This is a genomic window from Citrobacter sp. wls714 (genome assembly GCF_005281025.1).
GTDB classification, from domain to species: domain Bacteria; phylum Pseudomonadota; class Gammaproteobacteria; order Enterobacterales; family Enterobacteriaceae; genus Citrobacter; species Citrobacter werkmanii.
Map to the genome: position 1 here is coordinate 19197 of NZ_SZWZ01000095.1, position 20000 is coordinate 39196.

Genomic DNA, 20000 nt, shown 5'->3' on the forward strand with positions numbered 1-20000 from the left:
CCTTTTCTCTTCCGTTGGTATTCCAACGGCTTCTGGAGTTCACGATGACAACGACAATTGCCAGTAGCAACCTGCCGGTTGCGCGTCCGGCCTGGGACAGTTCTCGCCTGCAATCCCGTATTGTTCACCTGGGATGCGGTGCTTTTCACCGCGCGCATCAGGCGCTGTACACCCACCATCTCTTAGAAACCACCGACAGCGATTGGGGTATCTGTGAAGTTAACCTGATGCCGGGTAACGACTGCGTACTGATTGAAAATCTGCGCAAGCAGCAACTGCTGTATACCGTGGCGGAAAAGGGCGCGGACAACACCGTGCTGAAAGTGATTGGCTCGATGAAAGAAGCGCTGCACCCGGATCTTGACGGTTGCGACGGCATTTTACAGGCCATGGCGCGCCCGCAGACGGCGATTGTCTCGCTGACGGTCACGGAAAAAGGGTACTGCACCGACGCTGCCAGCGGCCAGTTAGATCTCAATAATCCACTGATTAAGCACGATCTGGCGAACCCAACCGCGCCGAAATCGGCGATTGGGTACATCGTACAGGCGTTGCATCTGCGTCGTGAGCAGGGGCTGGCGGCCTTTACCGTGATGTCCTGCGATAACGTGCGTGAAAATGGTCATGTGGCGAAAGTCGCGGTGCTGGGCCTGGCGCAGGCGCGCGACCCGCAGTTAGCGGAGTGGATTGCAGCTAACGCCACCTTCCCATGCACCATGGTAGACCGCATTGTGCCGGCAGCGACGCCAGAAACGTTGCAGGAAATTGCCGACCAGCTGGGCGTTTACGATCCGTGTGCTATCGCCTGTGAGCCGTTCCGTCAGTGGGTGATTGAAGACAATTTCGTCAACGGTCGTCCGGACTGGGATAAAGTCGGCGCGCAATTCGTTGCCGATGTGGTGCCGTTTGAAATGATGAAATTGCGCATGCTTAACGGTAGCCACTCTTTCCTCGCGTATCTGGGCTATCTTGGCGGGTATGAAACTATCGCCGATACCATGACGAATCCCGCGTATCGCAAAGCGGCGTTTGCACTGATGATGCAGGAACAGGCGCCGACGCTGGCGATGCCGGAAGGCACCGATCTCAACGCCTACGCGACGCTGCTGATCGAACGTTTTAGCAACCCGTCTCTGCGCCACCGCACCTGGCAGATTGCGATGGATGGCAGCCAGAAACTGCCGCAGCGCCTGCTGGATCCGGTACGTATGCATTTGCAAAACGGCAGCGACTGGCGTCACCTGGCGCTTGGCGTCGCGGGCTGGATGCGTTATACCCACGGCGTGGATGAGCAGGGGCAGGCCATTGATGTTGTTGACCCAATGCTGGCTGAATTCCAGCGTATTAACCAACAATACCAGGGGGCTGAACGCGTGACGGCGCTGCTGGGGCTGAGCGGTATTTTTGGCCATGATTTAGCGGAAAACGCCGACTTTGTTGAGACGGTTATCGCCATCTATCAACAACTGTGCGAGCTGGGCGCGCGTGAGAGTGTTGCCGCGCTAAGCGCTGACGCTTAATTCCCCGAACTATGACGGGTCAATCAAAATACTGATTTGGTTGACCCGTTTTCTGTTTTTGACTTGCCGCAAATGCTATAGTTCGATACCTATTCACCGTATCTGATTACACGCTTCTGACGGATATAACACGATGAAATCGAACACTTCTCAACAAAGACCCTACCAGGAAGTGGGTGCCATGATCCGCGATCTGATTGTCCAGACGCCGTACCAGCCCGGTGAGCGTTTGCCCCCGGAGCGTGAAATTGCTGAGATGCTCAATGTCACTCGCACGGTGGTACGCGAAGCATTAATCATGCTGGAAATTAAAGGACTGGTGGACGTACGTCGCGGTGCCGGAATCTACGTGCTCGACAGTGCGGATGCGCAGAGTATCGACAGTACCGATGCAAATCACTGCAACGATGCCGGTCCGTTTGAACTGCTGCAGGCACGCCAGTTGCTGGAAAGCAACATCGCTGAATTTGCCGCGCTGCAGGCCACTCGCGAAGATATCGTGAAAATGCGTCAGGCGTTGCAACTGGAAGAGCGTGAGCTGGCCTCCAGCGAACCGAATGGATCCGAAAGCGGTGACATGCAGTTTCATCTGGCGATTGCTGAAGCCACGCATAACAGCATGCTGGTGGAGCTATTTCGCCAGTCATGGCAGTGGCGTGAGAACAACCCGATGTGGATCCAACTTCATAGCCACCTCGATGATACTCATTACCGTAAAGAGTGGATGGTCGACCACAAGCAGATCCTGGCGGCGTTAATTAAAAAGGACGCCCGCGCGGCCAAGCTGGCAATGTGGCAGCATCTGGAAAACGTCAAACAACGGCTGTTGGAATTTTCAAATGTCGATGATATCGACTTTGATGGCTATCTGTTCGAGTCCTGGCCGCTGGATAAAGTTAACGCCTGATTTTCCTTCTTCAGCCACACGGGCAGCTTCGATCCGTGTGGTACTTTCCCTCGTGATTATTCCCATTTTATCGTGCTGAATTGGACATAAAAAATTTTGTCTGACACCTCAGCCGAGATTTTTTCGTCGTCTTTACACCACGTAAATTGATTTATATCAATTAAAAATAACTTAATTTTGCATGCGAAAAAATGGGTTATTTACCTTATTTTTACCTTTTCGTGCGTATTTTTAGACAAAACAGGTCAGCATTAAGTGAGAATCAAAGTGATTCCGGTAGTGGTTTGGATAGAACCGCTTTGCATAACAGTACATAAAAACAAGCAGTTCGCATAAAAGTAGACATTAATAACGGCATGTAACTTATTGGCTGTAATGATGTTTTGATTAAGTGCAATTGTTCTTGTCAATGCTTTAAGCGTTTTTAATCAAATGAATAAAAATGAATATATGTAAAGTTAAAATTACACATTATTCTTTAAACAAGTTATCTTTCACTTGAAATATCGTTCCATTTTCCTGCTATTTATTAACAGTTTTATTACGATTGTGAATGTTTTTTACCGTTGACATGTTTTTACACTGACTGCATATTTCATCGCCATAAGCGTCTTATTGCGTTCAGGAGATGATGACGATGCCTTCTCGAGATTATCCAGATATCCGAAAAGCCAGGGGTACCCGATCTAAAGATATGGTTCTTTTAAGTGCCCGTGTTGATAATTCTCTGTGGGAATATGTCCGAACGCTGGCATTTGAAACGCGAAAAAGTAAACAAGACATTATCGCTGAGGCGTTAATGCTACATCGCTCTATTAACCAGGGCGAGAATCAAGAGTAAACCTGGCTGACCTTATTCCGGATTTTGAATGAAATCTGAGTAGTGAATTATTTATTGCCACTTCATTATTGCCTTTATTGGTGTGTTATTGATTTCTCCCCTTGGTATTCAGGGGGCTTTTTTATGAGGACTTTCTGCCTTCATAACAAAGTTGATAGCAAAATTCACAATTAAAAGTGAGTAAAAATATGAAAAAGTCAGCAGTGGTATTAGCAGTGATGGCATTAGGCATCACTACCGCTCATGCAGCGGAAATTTATAATAAAGATGGCAACAAACTTGATTTGTACGGCAAAGTGAAAGCGGTCCACTCCTGGACTGACGGCACCGATGCTGACGGCACCTACGCACGTCTGGGTTTTCGCGGTGAGACTCAAATCAACGATCAACTGACTGGCTATGGTCAGTTTGAAAGTCAGTTTGATGCCGCTAAAGCAGAAGGTTCTCAGAATGGTGTTAATACACGTCTGGCGTTTGCTGGTCTGGATTATGGCCATGACGTTAGCTTTGACTACGGTCGTAACTACGGTATCGCTTACGACGTGGGAGCTTACACTGACACTCTTTCAGAGTTCGGCGGTGACTCCTATGAAAATACTGACCGCTTCCTTACTACACGCACTTCTGGCGTTGCAACACTCCGCACCAAAAATCTGTTTGGTGCCGTTGATGGCCTGAGCCTGGGCGCGCAATATCAGGGTCAGGATGATACCGATAAGGATCCGACGAAACAGCACGGCAATGGCTACGGCTTCTCCCTGGGCTACGACAATATCGCCGATTCCGGCGTGTCTGCGATTGCGGCCTACACCACCAGTTCCGTGACTGCTCAGCAGAAACAGAATGGTTGGGATGGCGAAAACGCAGAATTCTGGGGCGCTGGCCTGAAGTATGATGCTAACGCCATCTATGTAGCGACGATGTACGGTGAGTCCCACAACCTGATTCAGGATGCAGACAAAGCTAAGCACTTTGAAGCGATGGCTGCGTATGTGTTTGATTTTGGTCTGCGTCCGAACGTGGCTTACGTCCATACGCGTGACAACAACAATAATGACCTGACCGAATATGTGGCGCTGGGTACGGACTACTACTTCAACAAAAATATGGTTGCTGATGTAGGTTATAAAATTAACCTGCTTGATGGTGCTGACGGTGACAACCAGGTTGTTGCGGGTCTGACCTATCAGTTCTAATTTGTTGTGATAATATGTAAAAGGCGTCTTTTGTAAGACGCCTTTTTTACATCTACCTGCTTTTAAAGGAGCAAGTTAAACCGATCAGGATTAGTAACCCGAGTGATTTTTTTAAACCAGGATATATGTGTTATCTGAAGACGGTGGTGATGTTGAGTCAAAATGTCCATTTTTACGCATTTTAAAGTGCGTTTATAAATTAACGGTTGTGAATTGTAATTTTCCTGGCGGGTATTTTGTTCGTTATTTAGGTTTACCGAAACGCTGTTTATATAATTGCGTGAAGCTAATAATCATAGCAATAAACAACGCAACGGCACCACACAGCGTGGCGTTAATTATGGCCTGAGCACCGCTTCCCAGCAGATTAATATTGCGCGGCACGCTAAGTTGACGGGCGAGCGGCATCACCAGCGAGGTGGTCCCTTTAAAGATTCGCCAGCGTCAGCAGGGAAGGAATTTGCGACAGGAGATATAACAGCAGGCCAATAGAACCGCCGACCAGCGTGCCGTTGACGCGAATAAACTGCAAATCTTTGCCAATGTTTAGCTCAATTTGCTGTGACATATCGCGTGCATCCCAGCTTTTCACTGTGTCGCTAATGTGGCGCGTCAGGAAGGTGGCGAACTCTGGCGCAACCTTATGCGCGGCCTGCTCCAGATGCCCATTCAATGAAGCGCGCAGGGCGCTGTCGGCAACCAGCGTTTCGCCGAACCACTGCCCGGCATTAGCAATGCGCTGCTTCACGCGAGAATCCTCGGCGTTGATGTCGGTTTTCAGCCACTGACGCAGGTCTGCCCACAGCTCGCCGAGATAACGGTTGAAGGCTTCGTCTTCTTTCAGATAGCTTTTGAGGCTTTCCGCTCGCACGGCCATTTCCGGATCGTGTTTGAGCTTATCGATGAGCTTAAACGTCGCGCGATCGAAGGCGTGGCGGATCTGATGGGCGCGATCGTGGCTGATGTCATCCAGCAAGGAGTTTACGGCGTCAGAAACCAGCTCGGCGCTGTGCTCGCCCAGCCATTCGGTCGGCAGGATCTTCGCTTTCAGCGGATGTTCGGTCTCCAGCCAGTGCACGATCTGCCGGGCGATAAACGCTCTCGAGCTGTCGCGTTGTAACAGAGAGATCAGTTGGGCGATCAGCGTGTCGAGCAGCACCTGATGGCGATTGTTTTTGGTCATGCTTTCCAGCATCAATGCGCTGGTTTCTGAGAGATCAACCTTATCGATGGCCTTGTGCACCGCCCGCTTGATCAGCCGCTGAATGCGCGCGTCGTCGGTCAGTTCGAGAAAACCGCTCATAATTTGCAGCAGGTGCTGGCCAATACGCCGGGCGTTTTCCGGCTGGCTGAACCAGTTCCCGATCAATAGCGCCGGTTCATGGCGGCGGATCAGCGCAACCAGGGACTGAGTGTCGAGAAATTTTTCCTGCACAAACTGTCCGAGATTTTCCCCGATCCGATCCTTATTGCGTGGGATAATTGCAGTATGTTGCGAGATAAACGGGATCGGCACCCGGCGAAAAAGTGCCACCACGGCAAACCAGTCCGCCAGTGCGCCGACCATCGCCGCTTCAGCGATCGCTTTGATTCCGAGCACCCAGAAGTTAGGCGGCAGAAACAGCGTGATAACGAAAGTGGCGGCGGCAATCAGCAGCAATGAGAGCGCCAGTCGCTTGGCGCGTTTGAGTTCAGTAATTTTATTCATAGGCTTAAGAATAGAGCCAGACGACAGGATCGCGCAAAAATTGTGGTGCGGCCCTCATTTTTAGGCGGCCAGATCTTACTCCGGGATCCAGTTGTCCCAGGCGGGTAAGGGACCGAGTTCCGCTACCAGAAAATCGATAAACGATCGTACCTTGGGATTGCTGTACTTACTGGGAAAATAGAGCGCATACAGGGCGTGAGTTTCACAGGTAATCGTGCCGTCGAGCATCAACGGCGTTATCTCTTCTTTTTGAATATGATCGCCAATCAGGTAGGTCGGCAAGTACGCCACGCCCTGATCTTCCAGTACCGACTTCAGTAATACCAGACTGCTATTGGCCTGGATCGGCATATGGAGTTTGAGCTGATGCAGACGTTCCTGTTCATCAGCCACTTTCAACACTGGCGTGAGACCCGGATACACCAGGCAATCATGGTGGACCAGATCGCTGCGGCGCTGGGGCATGCCTTTTTTGGCAAGGTAGCCAGGTGAGGCGCAGTACGCCCAGCGAACAGGCACCAGCTTGCGCATGGCATAGTTCTGCGGCGGTGCGGTAGAAATGCGCAGAGCGATGTCGAAATCTGTTTCGTTCAGATTCACGAAGTTATCGTTGAGGTCGATATACAAATTCACATCCGGGAACTTAGAGCGATATTTATCCACCAGGTTCACCAGTCGGGAATAGCCAAACGCAATTGAGCAAGTTATACGTAATTCACCCTGTGGGCTGTGGTAATAACCGGAAGTGGTATTCAGCGTTTCATCGAATTCTTTCAAAAGCTTATTCGCGCGGTTGAAGAGATATTGCCCGGCGTCGGTCAGGGTAATACTGCGGGTGGTGCGTTTAATTAACGTCGTCCTCAGCGTGTCTTCCATCGCGGCCAGGCTTTTACTGACCGCAGACGGCGAGACGTTGAGCTGCGCCGCGGCTTCTGACAGCCCCCCGCAATCGACGATTTTCGTAAAAAATTCCAGATGCTTGAGTGAAATCGGCGTACTCATAATTTCCTTTAATTCACAAGTGATTTGCAAAAACGGTACGACCAGACCGTTACATTCGGCTTTTAAACATGCAACTATTGAATCACAGGCAACAAGTTGCTGGCAAAATGAAAAAATAACAACTTAGGTGAGTTACGTCACAAAATAACAGGAGGCGAAACGGAAACTCATCATATTGTGAATTTAATCTCATTAATTATTATTCTAAAGGTACCGATTATGTGGTCACGACTCGAACCCTATAGATCGTCGATTATTTTATTAGTTGCTCTGGTGATTGGCGGCTTATTAGGTATTTATGCCCCATCGTTGGCAAGTAAACTCCAGCCAATAGGTCAGATATTCTTAAACCTGTTATTTATGATTATTGTGCCGCTGGTGGGGATCAGCGTTATGTCTTCGATCGCCAGTATGACCGACCTGAAAAGGCTGGGGCGCATTATGGCGATTATCTTTATTGTTTCGATCGCGATGGCCTTTATTCCGGCGGCCGGGATCGTCGCGCTGGCGCTTTGGTATAACCCGGCGCAGGGCGTCACTATCGATCTCTCGCAGTCCGTACAGGCGGGTAGCGGCAAGATGGATTTTGTGAGCATGATTACCACCAGCGACTTTATTGGACTGTTTTCTAAGTCCAATATCCTGGCGCTGATCGTGATGGCGATCATTGCTGGTGTGGCGATTGGCCAGTCGGATCAGGCAGGGAAACGCATTGCTTCACTGCTGGAGGATGCCAACACGGTGATCATGAAGATCGTCTCAATCATCATGAAGGTTGCGCCGATTGGTCTGGGCTGCTACTTCGCCGCCACCATGGCCAGCCAGGACTCTGCTCTGTTGCTAACCTTTGCCCGCGCCATTGGCCTGTTTATGGTTGCTACGCTGGTCTACTTTGTTTTTGGCTCTATTCTCTATTCGTACATTGGCGGCGGTATTCCGGCGGTGAAAGCCTTTTGGCGTAATGCGATTGAACCCTCTGCGACCGCGCTGGGAACCTGTTCTTCGCTGGGCACGCTACCGGTGACGCTGCGCGCCGGTAAAGCGATGGGGATCAACCCGGAAATCGTTGATGTCTCCATTCCGCTGCTGGTAAACCTGAATAAAGGCGGTGTGGCGATGATAGCCGCACTGAAAATTGTCTTTATCTATTCCGTGCTGGGTATGGAGTTCACCACTGAAACCTTCTTCCTGACGATGCTGATTGCGGTGCTCTCCGCCATTATCGTCGGCGGCGTGCCGGGCGGGGCGTTCCTTGGCGAGATCTTTATCGTCACCACGTTGGGTCTGCCGATGGAAGCGATCCCGATGCTGGTGGTACTGGGCACCATTACCGATGCGCCGGCTACATTGATTAACGTGATCCATGATTTGAACGCGGCACAGATTGTCGAACGGTTCGCTGGAAAAAAGCAGACCAACACTGAAATAAACTCTACTGCTGCGGTGGTATAGGTTTTCACACGGATTAAGAACAGGAGAAGTTATGAAAGACGCTATGAAGCTTGAAACGCATCTGGTCGTTGCTGGTCGCGACAAACGCTATACCCAGGGAGCGGTGAATCCGGTGATCCAACGCGCCTCTTCACTGGTGTTCGATACCGTGAAGGATAAGAAATTTGCCACCGCCAACCGTGCCAACGGCGAATTGTTTTACGGTCGTCGCGGAACCTATACGCATTTTGCCTTCCAGAAAGCCATGAGTGAGCTGGAAGGCGGTGTCGGCTGCGCGCTGTATCCGTGTGGAGCAGCAGCGGTGACCAATGCGATTCTGGCGTTCGTCCAAAGCGGCGATCATATTTTGATGACGGGTGCGGCCTACGAGCCAACCCAGGATTTTTGCAATAAGATCCTGAGTAAATTTAATGTGGAAACAACGTATTACGATCCGTTAATTGGGGCTGGGATCGTTGATCTTCTGCGTCCGGAAACGAAGGTGGTGTTCCTCGAATCACCAAGTTCTATCACGATGGAAGTCCAGGATGTGCCGGGAATGGTGCAGGCTATCCGCGCGGTGAACCCGGAGATTGTCATTATGATCGATAATACCTGGGCGGCGGGCGTTCTCTTCAAGGCACTGGATTTCGGGGTGGATATTTCCATTCAGGCAGGAACCAAGTACACCATAGGTCATTCGGACGGCATGCTGGGAACGGCGGTGTCTAACGCCCGCTGCTGGGACCGTTTGCGTGAGAACTCCTATCTGATGGGGCAAACGCTGGATGCCGACACAGCCTACAACGGTAGCCGCGGATTACGTACGCTGGCGGTACGTCTGAAGCAGCATCATGAGAGCAGTATTCACATTGCCCGCTGGCTGTCGGCAAGGCCGGAAGTGGCGCGGGTAAATCATCCGGCATTAGCGGAATGTCCGGGACATGAGTATTTTCAACGTGATTTTGTCGGAAGTTCTGGCCTGTTCTCGTTTGTGCTGAAAAAGAGACTGACCGACGAGCAGATGGCGAATTTCCTCGATAACTTCTCGCTGTTCCATATGGCCTATTCGTGGGGCGGATTTGAGTCACTCATTCTGGCGAATCAACCGGAAGAGCTGAACAGCATTCGCCCGGCCGGAGAGGTTGATTTCAGCGGCACGCTGGTCAGGGTGCATATTGGTCTGGAAGATGTTGACGATCTGATTGCCGATCTGGAAGCGGGGTTTGCGCGCATCGCGTGAGGTAACACATTCGCTGCCGGATGGCGCTGATGCTTATCCGGCCTACGTAACCCAGTAGGCCGGATAAAACGCCTGTACGACATTCGCGATGACGCTATATTCACAATCAAATTAACTCATAAGTAGTCATTTAAGATCATTTTTTATCAAAAGTAATCTTTGTCACAATTTTCAGCATCCCTCCTGGGTAGCATAGCCACTGGTTTTAAGTGTTATGGCATATAAGGGATGATGAGTTATGAAGCTGAAAGATTTATTCTCACGGACACCAACTGAACGCCGACATTATGGCGTTGCCGTGTTAGTCGGTATCGTTTCCGGCGTACTTTCTGCATTTGTTAAGTGGGGAGCCGAAGTTCCGCTTCCACCCAGGACATTTTCTCTGGGAAGAAATGAGTTTAATCCTCCGTACCTTTTTCTCCGGGACTATTTAGGGATTGACCCCACGCAAACGGTCTATACCTTTTCTGAACATGTGATTAATCCGGTTATGGTCACGCACATCATATTTTCATTAGTGTTTGCAGTCGGATATTGCGTTGCCGCTGAAATTTTTCCAAAAGTTAAACTTTGGCAGGGGGTACTGGCAGGTTTAATCGTGACGGTGGCGGTTCATGGCATCTTCATTCCCGCCCTTCATCTTTCGCCGCCCTTGTCTCAGCTACCATTTGATGAATATGTGTCGGAAATTATTGGACATATTTTCTGGTTTTGGGTCATTGAAATGATTCGTCGTGACCTGCGTAATCGGATCACGCATGAACCCGATGCGGAAGTTCCGTTATCTCTCGTCAGATGATTAAAAGTTGATGCACTATGATGGATTGCCCCCAACCGCTAAACACAAAACCAGTGTTCGCGAATGGGGGCGGTTCATAGAAGATTAACTCTCTGTGACTAACGCGGTGGCCTCATGCTGACGTACGCGCTTCAGTAAGCCTGCCAGCGTGAACACGACGGCAATACCTGCCACCACCGCCAGCAGATGAAACGAAATCCTGCCGCCGTTGAACCATAACCAACGCCCAATTTCGACAGAAACCGCCATCACCGTCAGGATCACCATATTCAACGACGCCGAAACCGTACCCTTCGGTAAGTTGTTGGAAAACAGTGTAAAGCGGAATAACGTTGGGAAGATCATTCCAATGCCAAACGCATACAGGCTGGTCCCCAGCACTGACCACAACCACACGTGCGGCGACAGTAAATTGCCAGCAATCAATACCGCCAGCCCGCTCAACTGAATGGGAACCGCTCGCCAGATAAAGCGTGGCCGGGTCGGATCCTTCACGAAGCGCACGACCACCATATTGGCGACGATCACCGCGCCAAACACTGGTGCCTGCGCCCAGGCAAACTGGGATGTGGTCATGCCGCCAGCATCAATGAGGATCACCGGTGAGACTGCCACCCAACTCATCATCGGGATATAGCTCAACGACAGCGTGGCTGCGCCAAACAGGAATACCCGGTTGCGGAAAACGTCGCGAAAATCACGCACTACGCTGCGCGCACTGAACGGCACCGCGCCACGCTGGACGGTTTCTGGCATTGCTAATGTGAGTCCAATGAGTGCGATAAGCCCCATGACGGCGATAATGGCAAACAAGATCTTCCAGTGTACAAAGTGCATCAGCGCCGCTCCTGAGAGCGGGCCGATAACCGGTGCAACCAGCACAATAGAGGTGATTACCGCCATTAGCTTGATGGCCTTTGTTTGCCCAAATGCCTCCTGCACCGTGACATAGCCGACGGTGGCGATAAAACAGATGCTGGTGCCCTGCACAAAACGGGCGACCAGAAATTGCGTCATCGAGGTGGTGAACAATGTGGCAGCGCAGGCGAGCGTAAAAATTAGCGCTCCCGCAATCAGTACCGGACGGCGGCCAACCCGGTCGGAAAGCGGTCCTAACAGCCATTGCAGCGCCATACCACCCGCCAGATAGAGGCTGACCGCCGCGGGCGCCAGGCTGACGTCGGCGTTGAAATCGCGGACGACATTAATGATGCCGGGCTGGATCAAGTCCGTCGACAGATAGGCGGCGAAATCATACAAAATCAACGCAATAGGAAAAAATAGCGTCGTAGCGCGTTGGGAGAAAAACGCGAGAATCCGTTGCATAAAACAGCTCCTTGTCGGGAGAAAACCCTCAACGGGAATAGCGAAATTCAATACCGTCTTTGAGACGTCAGACCGATAACAGAATAAAAGCAGACTGCAAATGTACTGAATTTCATGTAATCAAAAACGCTGCCTGCGTGAAGCGCAAACAGGAAAAACGCTCACTAACGCCGGGTCAGAAAGCGTAACGATTACAGGTAACAATCAGCACATCGCACCTCAGGAAGAGTAAGTTGAACGGGTAGTAACCATCCGCAGTGTAATGCGGATTGGATATTAATTAAACGAGTTTATCCGGTTTATTTGCAGAAAATCGCCACGTTAATCAGAGTACGATGCCCTGTAAAAACCGCAGCGCGATGGCACAACCGAAGATGACCAGTACGCCTCCGGCGATACGTTCTACCCATAATATTCCTCTGGTTAACCGTCGCTGGATCTGCGGTAAACCGATGAACTTCACGATCAGCAGATCCCAGAACAGCACCACGCTGGTCATCCATATCCCGCTCACGCTTTGTTGTAGCAATGTCACCGACGGGCCGAGCAGGGCGGTCATTAGCGCCAGATAAAACAACGCATTTTTCGGGTTGAGTAGTGACGAAGCTAACCCCAGCAGCAGCTGTTTGCCAAACCCTGGACAGATAGACTGGGCATCTGCTCCGGTCAGCGTTTGTGGGCGGCTGCGTATCAGCAGACTGCCAATCCACAATAAATAGAGTGCGCCCAACAGCTCAATAACCGTAAACAGCAGAGGAAGCTGGCGCAGGATCCCCCAACCGATAATCGCCAGCATGATATACAGCCCATTGCCGAGGGCGATCCCCACGCACAGCCCGGCGCTGCCGCGCATCCGGTAACGTACGGCATAGCCGACCAGTAAAAAGAAGTCCGGACCCGGGCTGAGGAGTGCGACAAAATGCGCCAGCGCCAGCGCGGGAAAAGCAGAAGGGAAAAGTAAGGAAAGCAGCGACATAATGACCTCAGAGAAGGAATCCGAGTTCACCCTACGCCTGACGCCGCGCTAATTATTGTCTGATATTGATCGTCCTGATGCGTATTGACGCGGTGTGGCCGCGGTGTAGCGCACAAAGGTGCGATGGAAATGGCTCTGGTCGGCAAACCCGCTCTGGTAGCCGACATCCGCAATTTCGTCCCCTGCACGCAACCGCTGGCGGGCATAGTTAACTCTCAGGATATTCAGATAACTCCCCGGCGTCAGGCCGGTGTCCTGCTTAAAGTTACGGATCAGCGTCTCTTTACGCATGCGGCATTCATACGCCAGCTCGTCCAGCGAGGGAGGCGCAACCAAACTGGACTGCAGCCGTTCACGTAGATATGCGCTGGCTGGGCTAAGGTGTTCCGTTTTTACTGATTGCAACGGCAGCGAGCGCAGCAGTGCCTGCGCGGCATCGGTTATCTGTGTCGTTTGTTGCCGCTGCATGAGCGCCACGAGGCGTAAATAACGCTGGAATAATTGTGGATCGCGGATAACGGGATTGCGTGGGTAAAGTTGCTGATTGCTGCTCAGCTCAGGCAGATGGTCCAGGCACCACTGGGCATCAATATAGAGCATATGGTAACTGCGAAACCGCCCATTAACGGGGTTACAGCTGTGAGGTGCCAGCGATGGGATCACAATGAGATCGCCTGAGCTCAGGAGGTATTCTTTGCCATCACACTGGCAGCAAGTCTCACCCTCAAGAATAGCCCCAATCGAGAGCTGAGAATGATGATGACGTTTATAGGCCTGCTGGCTTTGCCAGGTGCTGCGCAGCTCCAGCCACGGCAACTGCTCATCACGCCAGAACGATTGTGGAATATCCCGGGTATGCGTCACATCGTGCTCTCCATGAAAGTGATGATTTGTTATAGCACAGGGCGTGCGGCGAAAAAGCGGGAATGTGCATTGAGGTCGTGATTCTGCGGGACGCGTTCCAGACCAATGCAGACATTACAAAGGGACCTTTTTATCTCTGAAATCGTCTCGCAAAGAGAGAAATTTGCAGATGAGGGGCTTATGGGGTTTGTTGAACAAATTGTTTCCCTGCTACTTACTGGACTGACTAATGACAGCCAGATAAAGACGCTGTTTAATTATATTTTGCAAACTGGCGATGCACCTCGATTCAGTGAGTTTATTCGTGGGGTCGCTGAACGTTCACCGCATTGCTCGTACCATGCTGGCAGACGGCATCGATGTCAGCACGGTACAAAAAATTACCCGACTTTCCGCTGAAGATATTCAGTGGTTAAGCCATTAGATCTACCTGCAGTTATGTATACGTCAGCTTGGTCGTGCCGGATTTGCTGATTTACTCCATCGCCGTTTTCACCGCCTCGCCGAGCTTTTGCATGACTTCCTGATGCTTCTCGTTTGGCGGCAATGCACAATTGATGCGTACGCAGTTGCGGTATTTACCGGATGCAGAGAATAGTGAGCCAGGCGCGACCTGGATCTTCAGGCGACAGAGCTGTTTGGCAACGCAGACCATATCGACCTGCTGTGGTAATTCCACCCACAGCATAAAGCCGCCTTTTGGTCGGGTGACGCAGATCCCGCAGGGGAAATATTCCCGTACCCAGCAGGTATAGATCTCCATATTCCGCTGGTAGATCTGACGCATACGGCGAACATGACGATGATAATGCCCCTCGCGCACGAAGGTGGCGGCCGCCAGCTGTGTAGCAGGAACGTTAGTGCCGATGACCGCATATTTCATATGCAGAAATTTATCGTGATAACGACCGGGAATAACCCAACCGACGTGCAATCCCGGCGCCACGGATTTGGTAAATGAGCTGCACAGTAGCACCCGACCGTCGCTGTCCCAGGAATGGATTGTGCGTGGACGTGGATATTCTGTGGCAAGCTCTCCGTACACATCATCTTCAAAAATAACAATATCGTGCTGCTGGGCGAGGGCGAGCACAGCGCGTTTCCGCGCATCCGGCATAATAAAGCCGAGCGGGTTGTTGCAGTTAGGAACCAGGATCACCCCTTTAATCGGCCACTGATCCAGCGCCAGTTCCAGTGCTTCAATGCTGATCCCGGCATCTGGATCGGTCGGAATCTCAATAACTTTGATCCCTAATCCGCGTAGCAGCTGCATGGTGCCGTAATAGGCGGGAGATTCAACGGCGACAATATCCCCAGGCTGGCAGACCGTTAGCAGCGCCAGCGACATTCCGCTCTGGCTGCCATTAGTAATCACAATATCATCCGCAGTGACGACCGAACCGCCGTCCAGCATGAGCCGGGCAATCTGTTGACGCAATTCCCGACAGCCAGGTAATTCATCGTAACCCAGCACCGCCTTGAGATTATGCTGCGCCACACGGCTTAGCTCGCGCCACAGTGGCTTCAGGCTGGGTTGGTTGATATCGGGCACGCCACTGCTAAAAGGGATTATCGATTTATCCGCATGACCTGCCAGCATGTCCAGCACCTGATCCCACTGGGTTATCTCGACCGGACGCTGTACCGGGCGCGACATTGGCGGCACCGGCGGTTGTGCTTTTTGTGGCGCGACAAAATAACCGGAACGCGGCTGCGGCGTGATCAGCTGTAGTTGTTCCAGCGTCTGATATGCCTGCTGAACGGTGCTGATACTGACCCCATGTTCCTGACTCAAGCTACGCACCGAAGGCAATTTTTCGCCATGGCGATACAGCCCCTGCTCAATGCGTTCGGCCAGCAGATTGGCCAGATGTTGGTAACGCGTCATGCTGTATCCCTCATGGGTGCCATACAGATTAAAAAACCAGTACAGATTGGCGTGAAAAAAGCGATGCAGAACTCTTTTTAACCAATCTGTATGTTAAATAAAAGTACTTTGTGAGTCTGTATTGTTCAGACCCAAATCCGTGAATATAAAGCCTCTGGCAAGGTGGGAGGCAAGGTATGGAATTTCATGAGAATAGAGCAAAGCAGCCGTTTATTGGGTTTGTACTGATCTGGCGGGCATACAAAGCATGGCGGCTACGGGCGCAAACGCGGCGTCTGTTGCACCAGATGAGCGATGAGCGCCTACGTGACGTCGGGCTGCGACGCGATCAGGTGGAGTAATTATTTTCTATCGACCAAGGCCGGGTGTTAGCGCATCCGGCCTCTTTTATATTCACGGTGTTTATCAATTGATGCTTATTGATAGCCTGTTTCTTGATACTTACCATGATAAGTATTATTTTCTTCATCAGCGATGAGGGAAAAGATATATGACTGAAGATGAACTGTTTGCCCGCCGTCCGATGGGGATGCGCATGGCGATGGTGGTGCGCCAGTGGCGGGCCATTATTGATGCTGCCATCACTGATACTGGCCTGACGCAATCAAGCTGGACGGTATTGATGCAGCTGTATCAACTGGGAGACAACGTCTCGGTCAGTGAACTGGCGGAGGTGCAGGGCATTGAACTGCCGCCGCTGATGCGCACCCTCACACTACTGGAAAAGCAGGGCTACCTGCTGCGTTCCACATCGCCTTATGACAAACGCATCCGACTGTTAACGCTGACCGCGCAAGGCCGCTCAAGGCTTGAAGAACTTAACCGGGTGATTGAGACATACCAACATCGCGTCACCTGTACCATTCCTGAAGCGGAGCTTGCCGCCTTTAGCACGACGTTAAATCAACTCGCCTGCAATTTGCGGACAATCCGCGAAGAAGACAATCAACACTAAAAAACTATGATGACCCCAGAACAAAAATTTGCCCGTTGGGTAAGGGTGAGTATTGCCGCTTTCCTGGTAATATTCGCTTGGTTTATCGTTGCTGATATCTGGATCCCGCTGACGCCGGACTCCACGGTGATGCGCGTGGTAACGCCTGTTTCTTCACGCGTATCCGGCTACGTCTCGCAGGTGCATGTACATAACAATAGCCAGGTGAAAAAGGGCGATTTGCTGTACGAGCTGGATCCGACGCCGTTTATCAATAAGGTCGAAGCGGCGCAAATCGCCCTTGAGCAGGCGAAGCTGAGCAACCAACAGCTGGATGCGCAGATCGCCTCCGCGCGCGCTAATCTGCGCACCGCGCAATTCAACGCCCGCAACGATAAGACTACCTTTGACCGCTATCAACGCCTGAGTGCCATGCAGAATGTGTCGCAATCCGATCTCGATAAGGTGCGCACCGCCTGGCAGACCAGCGAACAGTCGGTGGCGGCGCTCAACGCCAGTATTCAGAACCTGCTGATCCAGCGCGGCGAGCGCGATGACAAGCGCAACGTGACGCTGCAAAAATACCGTAACGCGCTGGAAGAGGCGCAGCTGAACCTCAGCTGGAGCAAAGTGTACGCCCAGACCGACGGTATAGTGAGTAACCTCCAGCTTAGCCCCGGACTTTACGCCACCGCCGCCACGCCGCTGCTGGCGCTGGTCAGCCATCAGACCGATATCGTGGCCGACTTTCGCGAGAAAAGCCTGCGCCAAACTCGCGTGGATACCGATGCCGCCGTGGTGTTCGACGCCATGCCGGGCAAGGTTTTCTCTGCCCGCGTCACCAGCAGTGATGCCGGTATTCTGGCGGGCCAGGAGCAGGTTAACGGCCAGCTGTCGCAGCCGGAACAGTCCACCCGCTGGGTGCGCGATGCCCAGCGTATGCGTATTCACGTAGCGCTGAACGAACCGCTCGACACGCCGTTACCGACCGGGGCGCGCGCCACGGTACAGCTGTATAACAGCGAGGGGATGTTCGCTCGCACTTTTGCCGGGGCGCAGATCCACCTCGTTAGCTGGCTGCATTATGTCTATTAACACACTGGCCCACGTCTTTACGCCGCACGGGAATATCGTCTACACCGCCAATGACTTTCGCCAGACCCTGCGGATTTCCGTCGTCGGGACAATCGCGCTGAGTATCTCGACCTTCTACAACGTGCAGTACGGCGTATTTTTTGTGGTTTATCCGCTGATGCTGCTGTCGCTGGTGCCGGTATTCAACCGCCATGTGGCAAAACAGTTTGTGTTCAGCGCGGCGGTGAACTGCGTTGAAATGGTGCTAATCGTCGGCTATCTCTCACAATGGCCGCTAATTATGACGCTGGTGGTGTTCGGCCTGTATGTGATGCGTTTTCGTTTTATGAGCAAAGGGCCACTGTTTCTGCTCGGTTCGATGGGCGTGGTATGCCAGAGCACGATGCTCAACTTTATGAGCTACCCGACCACCAACTGGCATACGCTGATGTTTTCCAATATGGAAGCCTGCGTCATGGCGGTGGCGCTGAGCGCGCTGCTGCATTACCTGATCCCGGACGTGGAACCCCGCCAGCCGCCGCCGCGCATTGAAAAAGATGCCGCCCGGGTTCGCCACGAGTCGCTGCTTTCCGGTACGGTGGCGACGATGATTTTTGTGGTCTTCCAGATCTGCGATTTGAGTGATTCGCTGTCAGCGCTGATGGCAGGCATTTTGATTCTGTTTCCTATGCACTATCGCGGGGCGGTGATTAGCTCGATCTGGCGTGTGGTTGGCGTGGTGCTGGCCTGTCTGTATATTCTGCTGGTGCAGCTGCTTATCTATGATTTCAGCAACCATATGGTGCTGATGATGCCGCTGATTGGCCTTGGGCTGGCATTCAGCGCCCGCCTGCACGTAATGGAAAAAGTCGGCGCAGGCGTGGGGTTTGCCAGTATCACCACCATCGGCATTATGTTTGGCCAGAACCTGCACCCGGATCAGGACCTGGTATTCAGCGATCTGTACCGTATCACCTCCGTCACCGTCGCGCTGGTGGCAACGCTGACAATGGTCTTCCTGGTGCATCGGGTGTTGAACTGCTTTGCCGCGACACGGTTTGTGATTACTGAGTGAGTGGGGGGGAATGCCGGATGGCGGCTGCGCCTTATCCGGCCTACAAAAATCTACTTCTTCAACCCCGCAAACGCAGCTCTGATCTCATCTTCCGGCAGGTTAATACCGATAAACACCAGCAGGCTGTGCGGCGTTTCGTCACCCCACGGGCGGTCCCAGTCGGCGCTGTACAGGCGCTGGACACCCTGGAACAGCAGGCGGTTTGGCTCGCCTTCAATCCACAGCATGCCTTTGTAGCGCAGCAGTTTCTCGGCGGATTCCAGCAGCAGATTTTCCATTACCCGCGACACGTCGCTGATGTTCACCGGGTAATCCAGTTCAACGACGATCGAGGAGATATCGTTTTGCTTGTCGGCGATAAAGTGGAAGCGCGGTTTGGCGCTGACCACGTTCTCTTCCAGCATAAAACCGTTGGTGTCAAAAAGCAGAGAGAGGTCGATATCGCCATGCGTGACGGTGTAAATCGGCGCACGGGCGTTAATGCGCGCTAGGCGCTCACGCAGTTTTTCGCTTTCACCTGCGACGTCGGTTTTGGTCAGCAGGATGCGGTCAGCATAGCCGACCTGCGACTGGGCGATGGTAAACTGGTTCATCTGCTCGTCGGCATGCACCGCGTCAACCAGCGCAATTACGCCGTCCAGCAGGTAGCGTTCGCAAATCACTTCATGGGAGAAAAAGGTCTGGATAATCGGGCCGGGGTCGGCCATGCCGGTGCACTCGATCACCAGACGGTCAAAATTGATGGTGCCTTTGTCGAGGTTGTCGAGCAGGTCTAACAAGGCATCTTCCAGTTCATTAGAACGGGTACAGCAAATGCAGCCGTTGGTCAGGGTTTTGATCTGCGTGGCGCGGTCGCCAATCAGCTGATCGTCCACCGAGACTTCGCCGAATTCGTTTTCGATAACGGCAATCTTGTAACCGTGCTGCTCGTTGAGAATATGGCGTAGCAGGGTGGTTTTACCCGCGCCAAGAAAACCGGTGAGTAGGGTAACTGCAATCGGGGTCATTCACTTCTCCTTCTAACAGCAACTGCTTCCGCCGCTACCGTAGCGGGCTTCCTGGCGCTCGCGGAAGAATTCTTCGTAGGTCATGTACGGCTTATCGGGATGGTTGGTCTTCATGTGCTCGACGTAGTTGTCGTAGTCCGGAATGCCAATCAGCATCTTCGCCGCCTGACCGAGATATTTTTTAGCTTGCCCTAAAGTACCAAACATAA

The 20000-nt window shown here is 52.1% G+C and carries 19 protein-coding genes and 2 pseudogenes; 12 read left to right on the top strand and 9 right to left on the bottom strand.

From position 1 onward, the window contains the following. The first annotated feature begins 44 nt into the window (after positions 1 to 44). The 4 genes from FDX11_RS20605 (at position 45) to FDX11_RS20620 (ending at position 4464) form a co-directional block, all read left to right on the top strand. Positions 45 to 1520, top strand: coding sequence for a fructuronate reductase (locus tag FDX11_RS20605; protein WP_137398472.1), 1476 nt, complete (start codon positions 45 to 47; stop codon positions 1518 to 1520). A gap of 133 nt (positions 1521 to 1653) precedes the next feature. Next, complete coding sequence (gene uxuR / locus FDX11_RS20610) at positions 1654 to 2427, top strand: Uxu operon transcriptional regulator (protein ID WP_061382826.1); 774 nt, start codon at positions 1654 to 1656, stop codon at positions 2425 to 2427. A 637-nt stretch (positions 2428 to 3064) separates the two neighbouring features. Beyond that, the gene (locus FDX11_RS20615; protein WP_042312608.1) at positions 3065 to 3268 is read left to right on the top strand and encodes a hypothetical protein; all 204 of its coding nucleotides are present in this window, start codon (positions 3065 to 3067) and stop codon (positions 3266 to 3268) included. 188 nt (positions 3269 to 3456) lie between these two features. After that, a complete protein-coding gene (locus FDX11_RS20620; protein ID WP_061382827.1) occupies positions 3457 to 4464 on the top strand; it encodes a porin in 1008 nt (335 codons plus the stop codon). A gap of 243 nt (positions 4465 to 4707) precedes the next feature. Here the strand turns inward: FDX11_RS20620 and FDX11_RS20625 are convergent. The 3 genes and pseudogenes from FDX11_RS20625 to FDX11_RS20635 form a co-directional block, all read right to left on the bottom strand. Beyond that, positions 4708 to 4896: pseudogene (locus FDX11_RS20625) on the bottom strand (MFS transporter); the annotation flags it as partial. Then, on the bottom strand, positions 4892 to 6172 hold the full coding sequence (locus FDX11_RS20630) for a DUF445 domain-containing protein (RefSeq protein ID WP_079225571.1): 1281 nt from the start codon (positions 6170 to 6172) through the stop codon (positions 4892 to 4894). The pseudogene FDX11_RS20625 and the gene FDX11_RS20630, both read right to left, overlap by 5 nt. Positions 6173 to 6247: 75 nt before the next feature. Then, positions 6248 to 7174, bottom strand: coding sequence for a LysR family transcriptional regulator (locus tag FDX11_RS20635; RefSeq protein WP_137398473.1), 927 nt, complete (start codon positions 7172 to 7174; stop codon positions 6248 to 6250). A 219-nt stretch (positions 7175 to 7393) separates the two neighbouring features. On the opposite strand from FDX11_RS20635, the gene FDX11_RS20640 reads away from it, so the two are divergent. The 3 genes from FDX11_RS20640 (at position 7394) to FDX11_RS20650 (ending at position 10647) form a co-directional block, all read left to right on the top strand. Then, the gene (locus tag FDX11_RS20640; RefSeq protein ID WP_079225569.1) at positions 7394 to 8626 is read left to right on the top strand and encodes a dicarboxylate/amino acid:cation symporter; all 1233 of its coding nucleotides are present in this window, start codon (positions 7394 to 7396) and stop codon (positions 8624 to 8626) included. Between the two features lie 31 nt (positions 8627 to 8657). Beyond that, the gene (metC, locus tag FDX11_RS20645) at positions 8658 to 9848 is read left to right on the top strand and encodes a cystathionine beta-lyase (protein ID WP_042312596.1); all 1191 of its coding nucleotides are present in this window, start codon (positions 8658 to 8660) and stop codon (positions 9846 to 9848) included. Positions 9849 to 10086: 238 nt separating this feature from the next. Next, entirely contained in the window at positions 10087 to 10647 is a 561-nt protein-coding gene (locus FDX11_RS20650) for a DUF1440 domain-containing protein (protein WP_079934429.1), read from the top strand. A gap of 84 nt (positions 10648 to 10731) precedes the next feature. On the opposite strand, the gene mdtM is transcribed toward FDX11_RS20650, so the two are convergent. From mdtM to FDX11_RS20665, 3 genes are all read right to left on the bottom strand, one after another. Continuing rightward, on the bottom strand, positions 10732 to 11973 hold the full coding sequence (mdtM, locus tag FDX11_RS20655; protein WP_137398474.1) for a multidrug efflux MFS transporter MdtM: 1242 nt from the start codon (positions 11971 to 11973) through the stop codon (positions 10732 to 10734). 325 nt (positions 11974 to 12298) lie between these two features. After that, positions 12299 to 12949 carry a LysE family translocator gene (locus tag FDX11_RS20660; RefSeq protein ID WP_137398475.1) on the bottom strand — a complete coding sequence of 217 codons (651 nt, stop codon included), beginning with the start codon at positions 12947 to 12949 and terminating at the stop codon, positions 12299 to 12301. Positions 12950 to 12997: 48 nt separating this feature from the next. After that, complete coding sequence (locus tag FDX11_RS20665; RefSeq protein WP_137398476.1) at positions 12998 to 13813, bottom strand: AraC family transcriptional regulator; 816 nt, start codon at positions 13811 to 13813, stop codon at positions 12998 to 13000. A 177-nt stretch (positions 13814 to 13990) separates the two neighbouring features. Here FDX11_RS20665 and FDX11_RS25790 point away from each other — a divergent pair. Next, positions 13991 to 14140 (top strand): annotated as a pseudogene (locus tag FDX11_RS25790) (hypothetical protein); the annotation flags it as partial. A 148-nt stretch (positions 14141 to 14288) separates the two neighbouring features. Here FDX11_RS25790 and FDX11_RS20675 read toward each other — a convergent pair. After that, the gene (locus FDX11_RS20675; RefSeq protein ID WP_137398477.1) at positions 14289 to 15701 is read right to left on the bottom strand and encodes a PLP-dependent aminotransferase family protein; all 1413 of its coding nucleotides are present in this window, start codon (positions 15699 to 15701) and stop codon (positions 14289 to 14291) included. 176 nt (positions 15702 to 15877) lie between these two features. Between FDX11_RS20675 and FDX11_RS20680 the strand changes: the two genes are divergently transcribed. The 4 genes from FDX11_RS20680 (at position 15878) to FDX11_RS20695 (ending at position 18784) form a co-directional block, all read left to right on the top strand. After that, positions 15878 to 16042, top strand: a complete 165-nt coding sequence (locus FDX11_RS20680) for a DUF1127 domain-containing protein (RefSeq protein ID WP_064507040.1) — start codon at positions 15878 to 15880, stop codon at positions 16040 to 16042. 149 nt (positions 16043 to 16191) lie between these two features. Continuing rightward, complete coding sequence (locus FDX11_RS20685) at positions 16192 to 16656, top strand: MarR family winged helix-turn-helix transcriptional regulator (protein WP_048215013.1); 465 nt, start codon at positions 16192 to 16194, stop codon at positions 16654 to 16656. Between the two features lie 6 nt (positions 16657 to 16662). Next, on the top strand, positions 16663 to 17730 hold the full coding sequence (locus FDX11_RS20690) for an HlyD family secretion protein (protein WP_042312579.1): 1068 nt from the start codon (positions 16663 to 16665) through the stop codon (positions 17728 to 17730). Further along, positions 17720 to 18784 carry a DUF2955 domain-containing protein gene (locus FDX11_RS20695; protein WP_137398478.1) on the top strand — a complete coding sequence of 355 codons (1065 nt, stop codon included), beginning with the start codon at positions 17720 to 17722 and terminating at the stop codon, positions 18782 to 18784. The genes FDX11_RS20690 and FDX11_RS20695 overlap by 11 nt, the downstream gene beginning before the upstream one ends. A gap of 50 nt (positions 18785 to 18834) precedes the next feature. Here FDX11_RS20695 and yjiA read toward each other — a convergent pair whose 3' ends face one another. Then, positions 18835 to 19791 carry a GTPase gene (gene yjiA, locus FDX11_RS20700; RefSeq protein WP_042312574.1) on the bottom strand — a complete coding sequence of 319 codons (957 nt, stop codon included), beginning with the start codon at positions 19789 to 19791 and terminating at the stop codon, positions 18835 to 18837. A 12-nt stretch (positions 19792 to 19803) separates the two neighbouring features. Beyond that, positions 19804 to 19998: a YbdD/YjiX family protein gene (locus FDX11_RS20705; RefSeq protein WP_003830038.1), complete on the bottom strand. Its 195-nt coding sequence runs from the start codon at positions 19996 to 19998 to the stop codon at positions 19804 to 19806. Positions 19999 to 20000 lie beyond the last annotated feature (2 nt).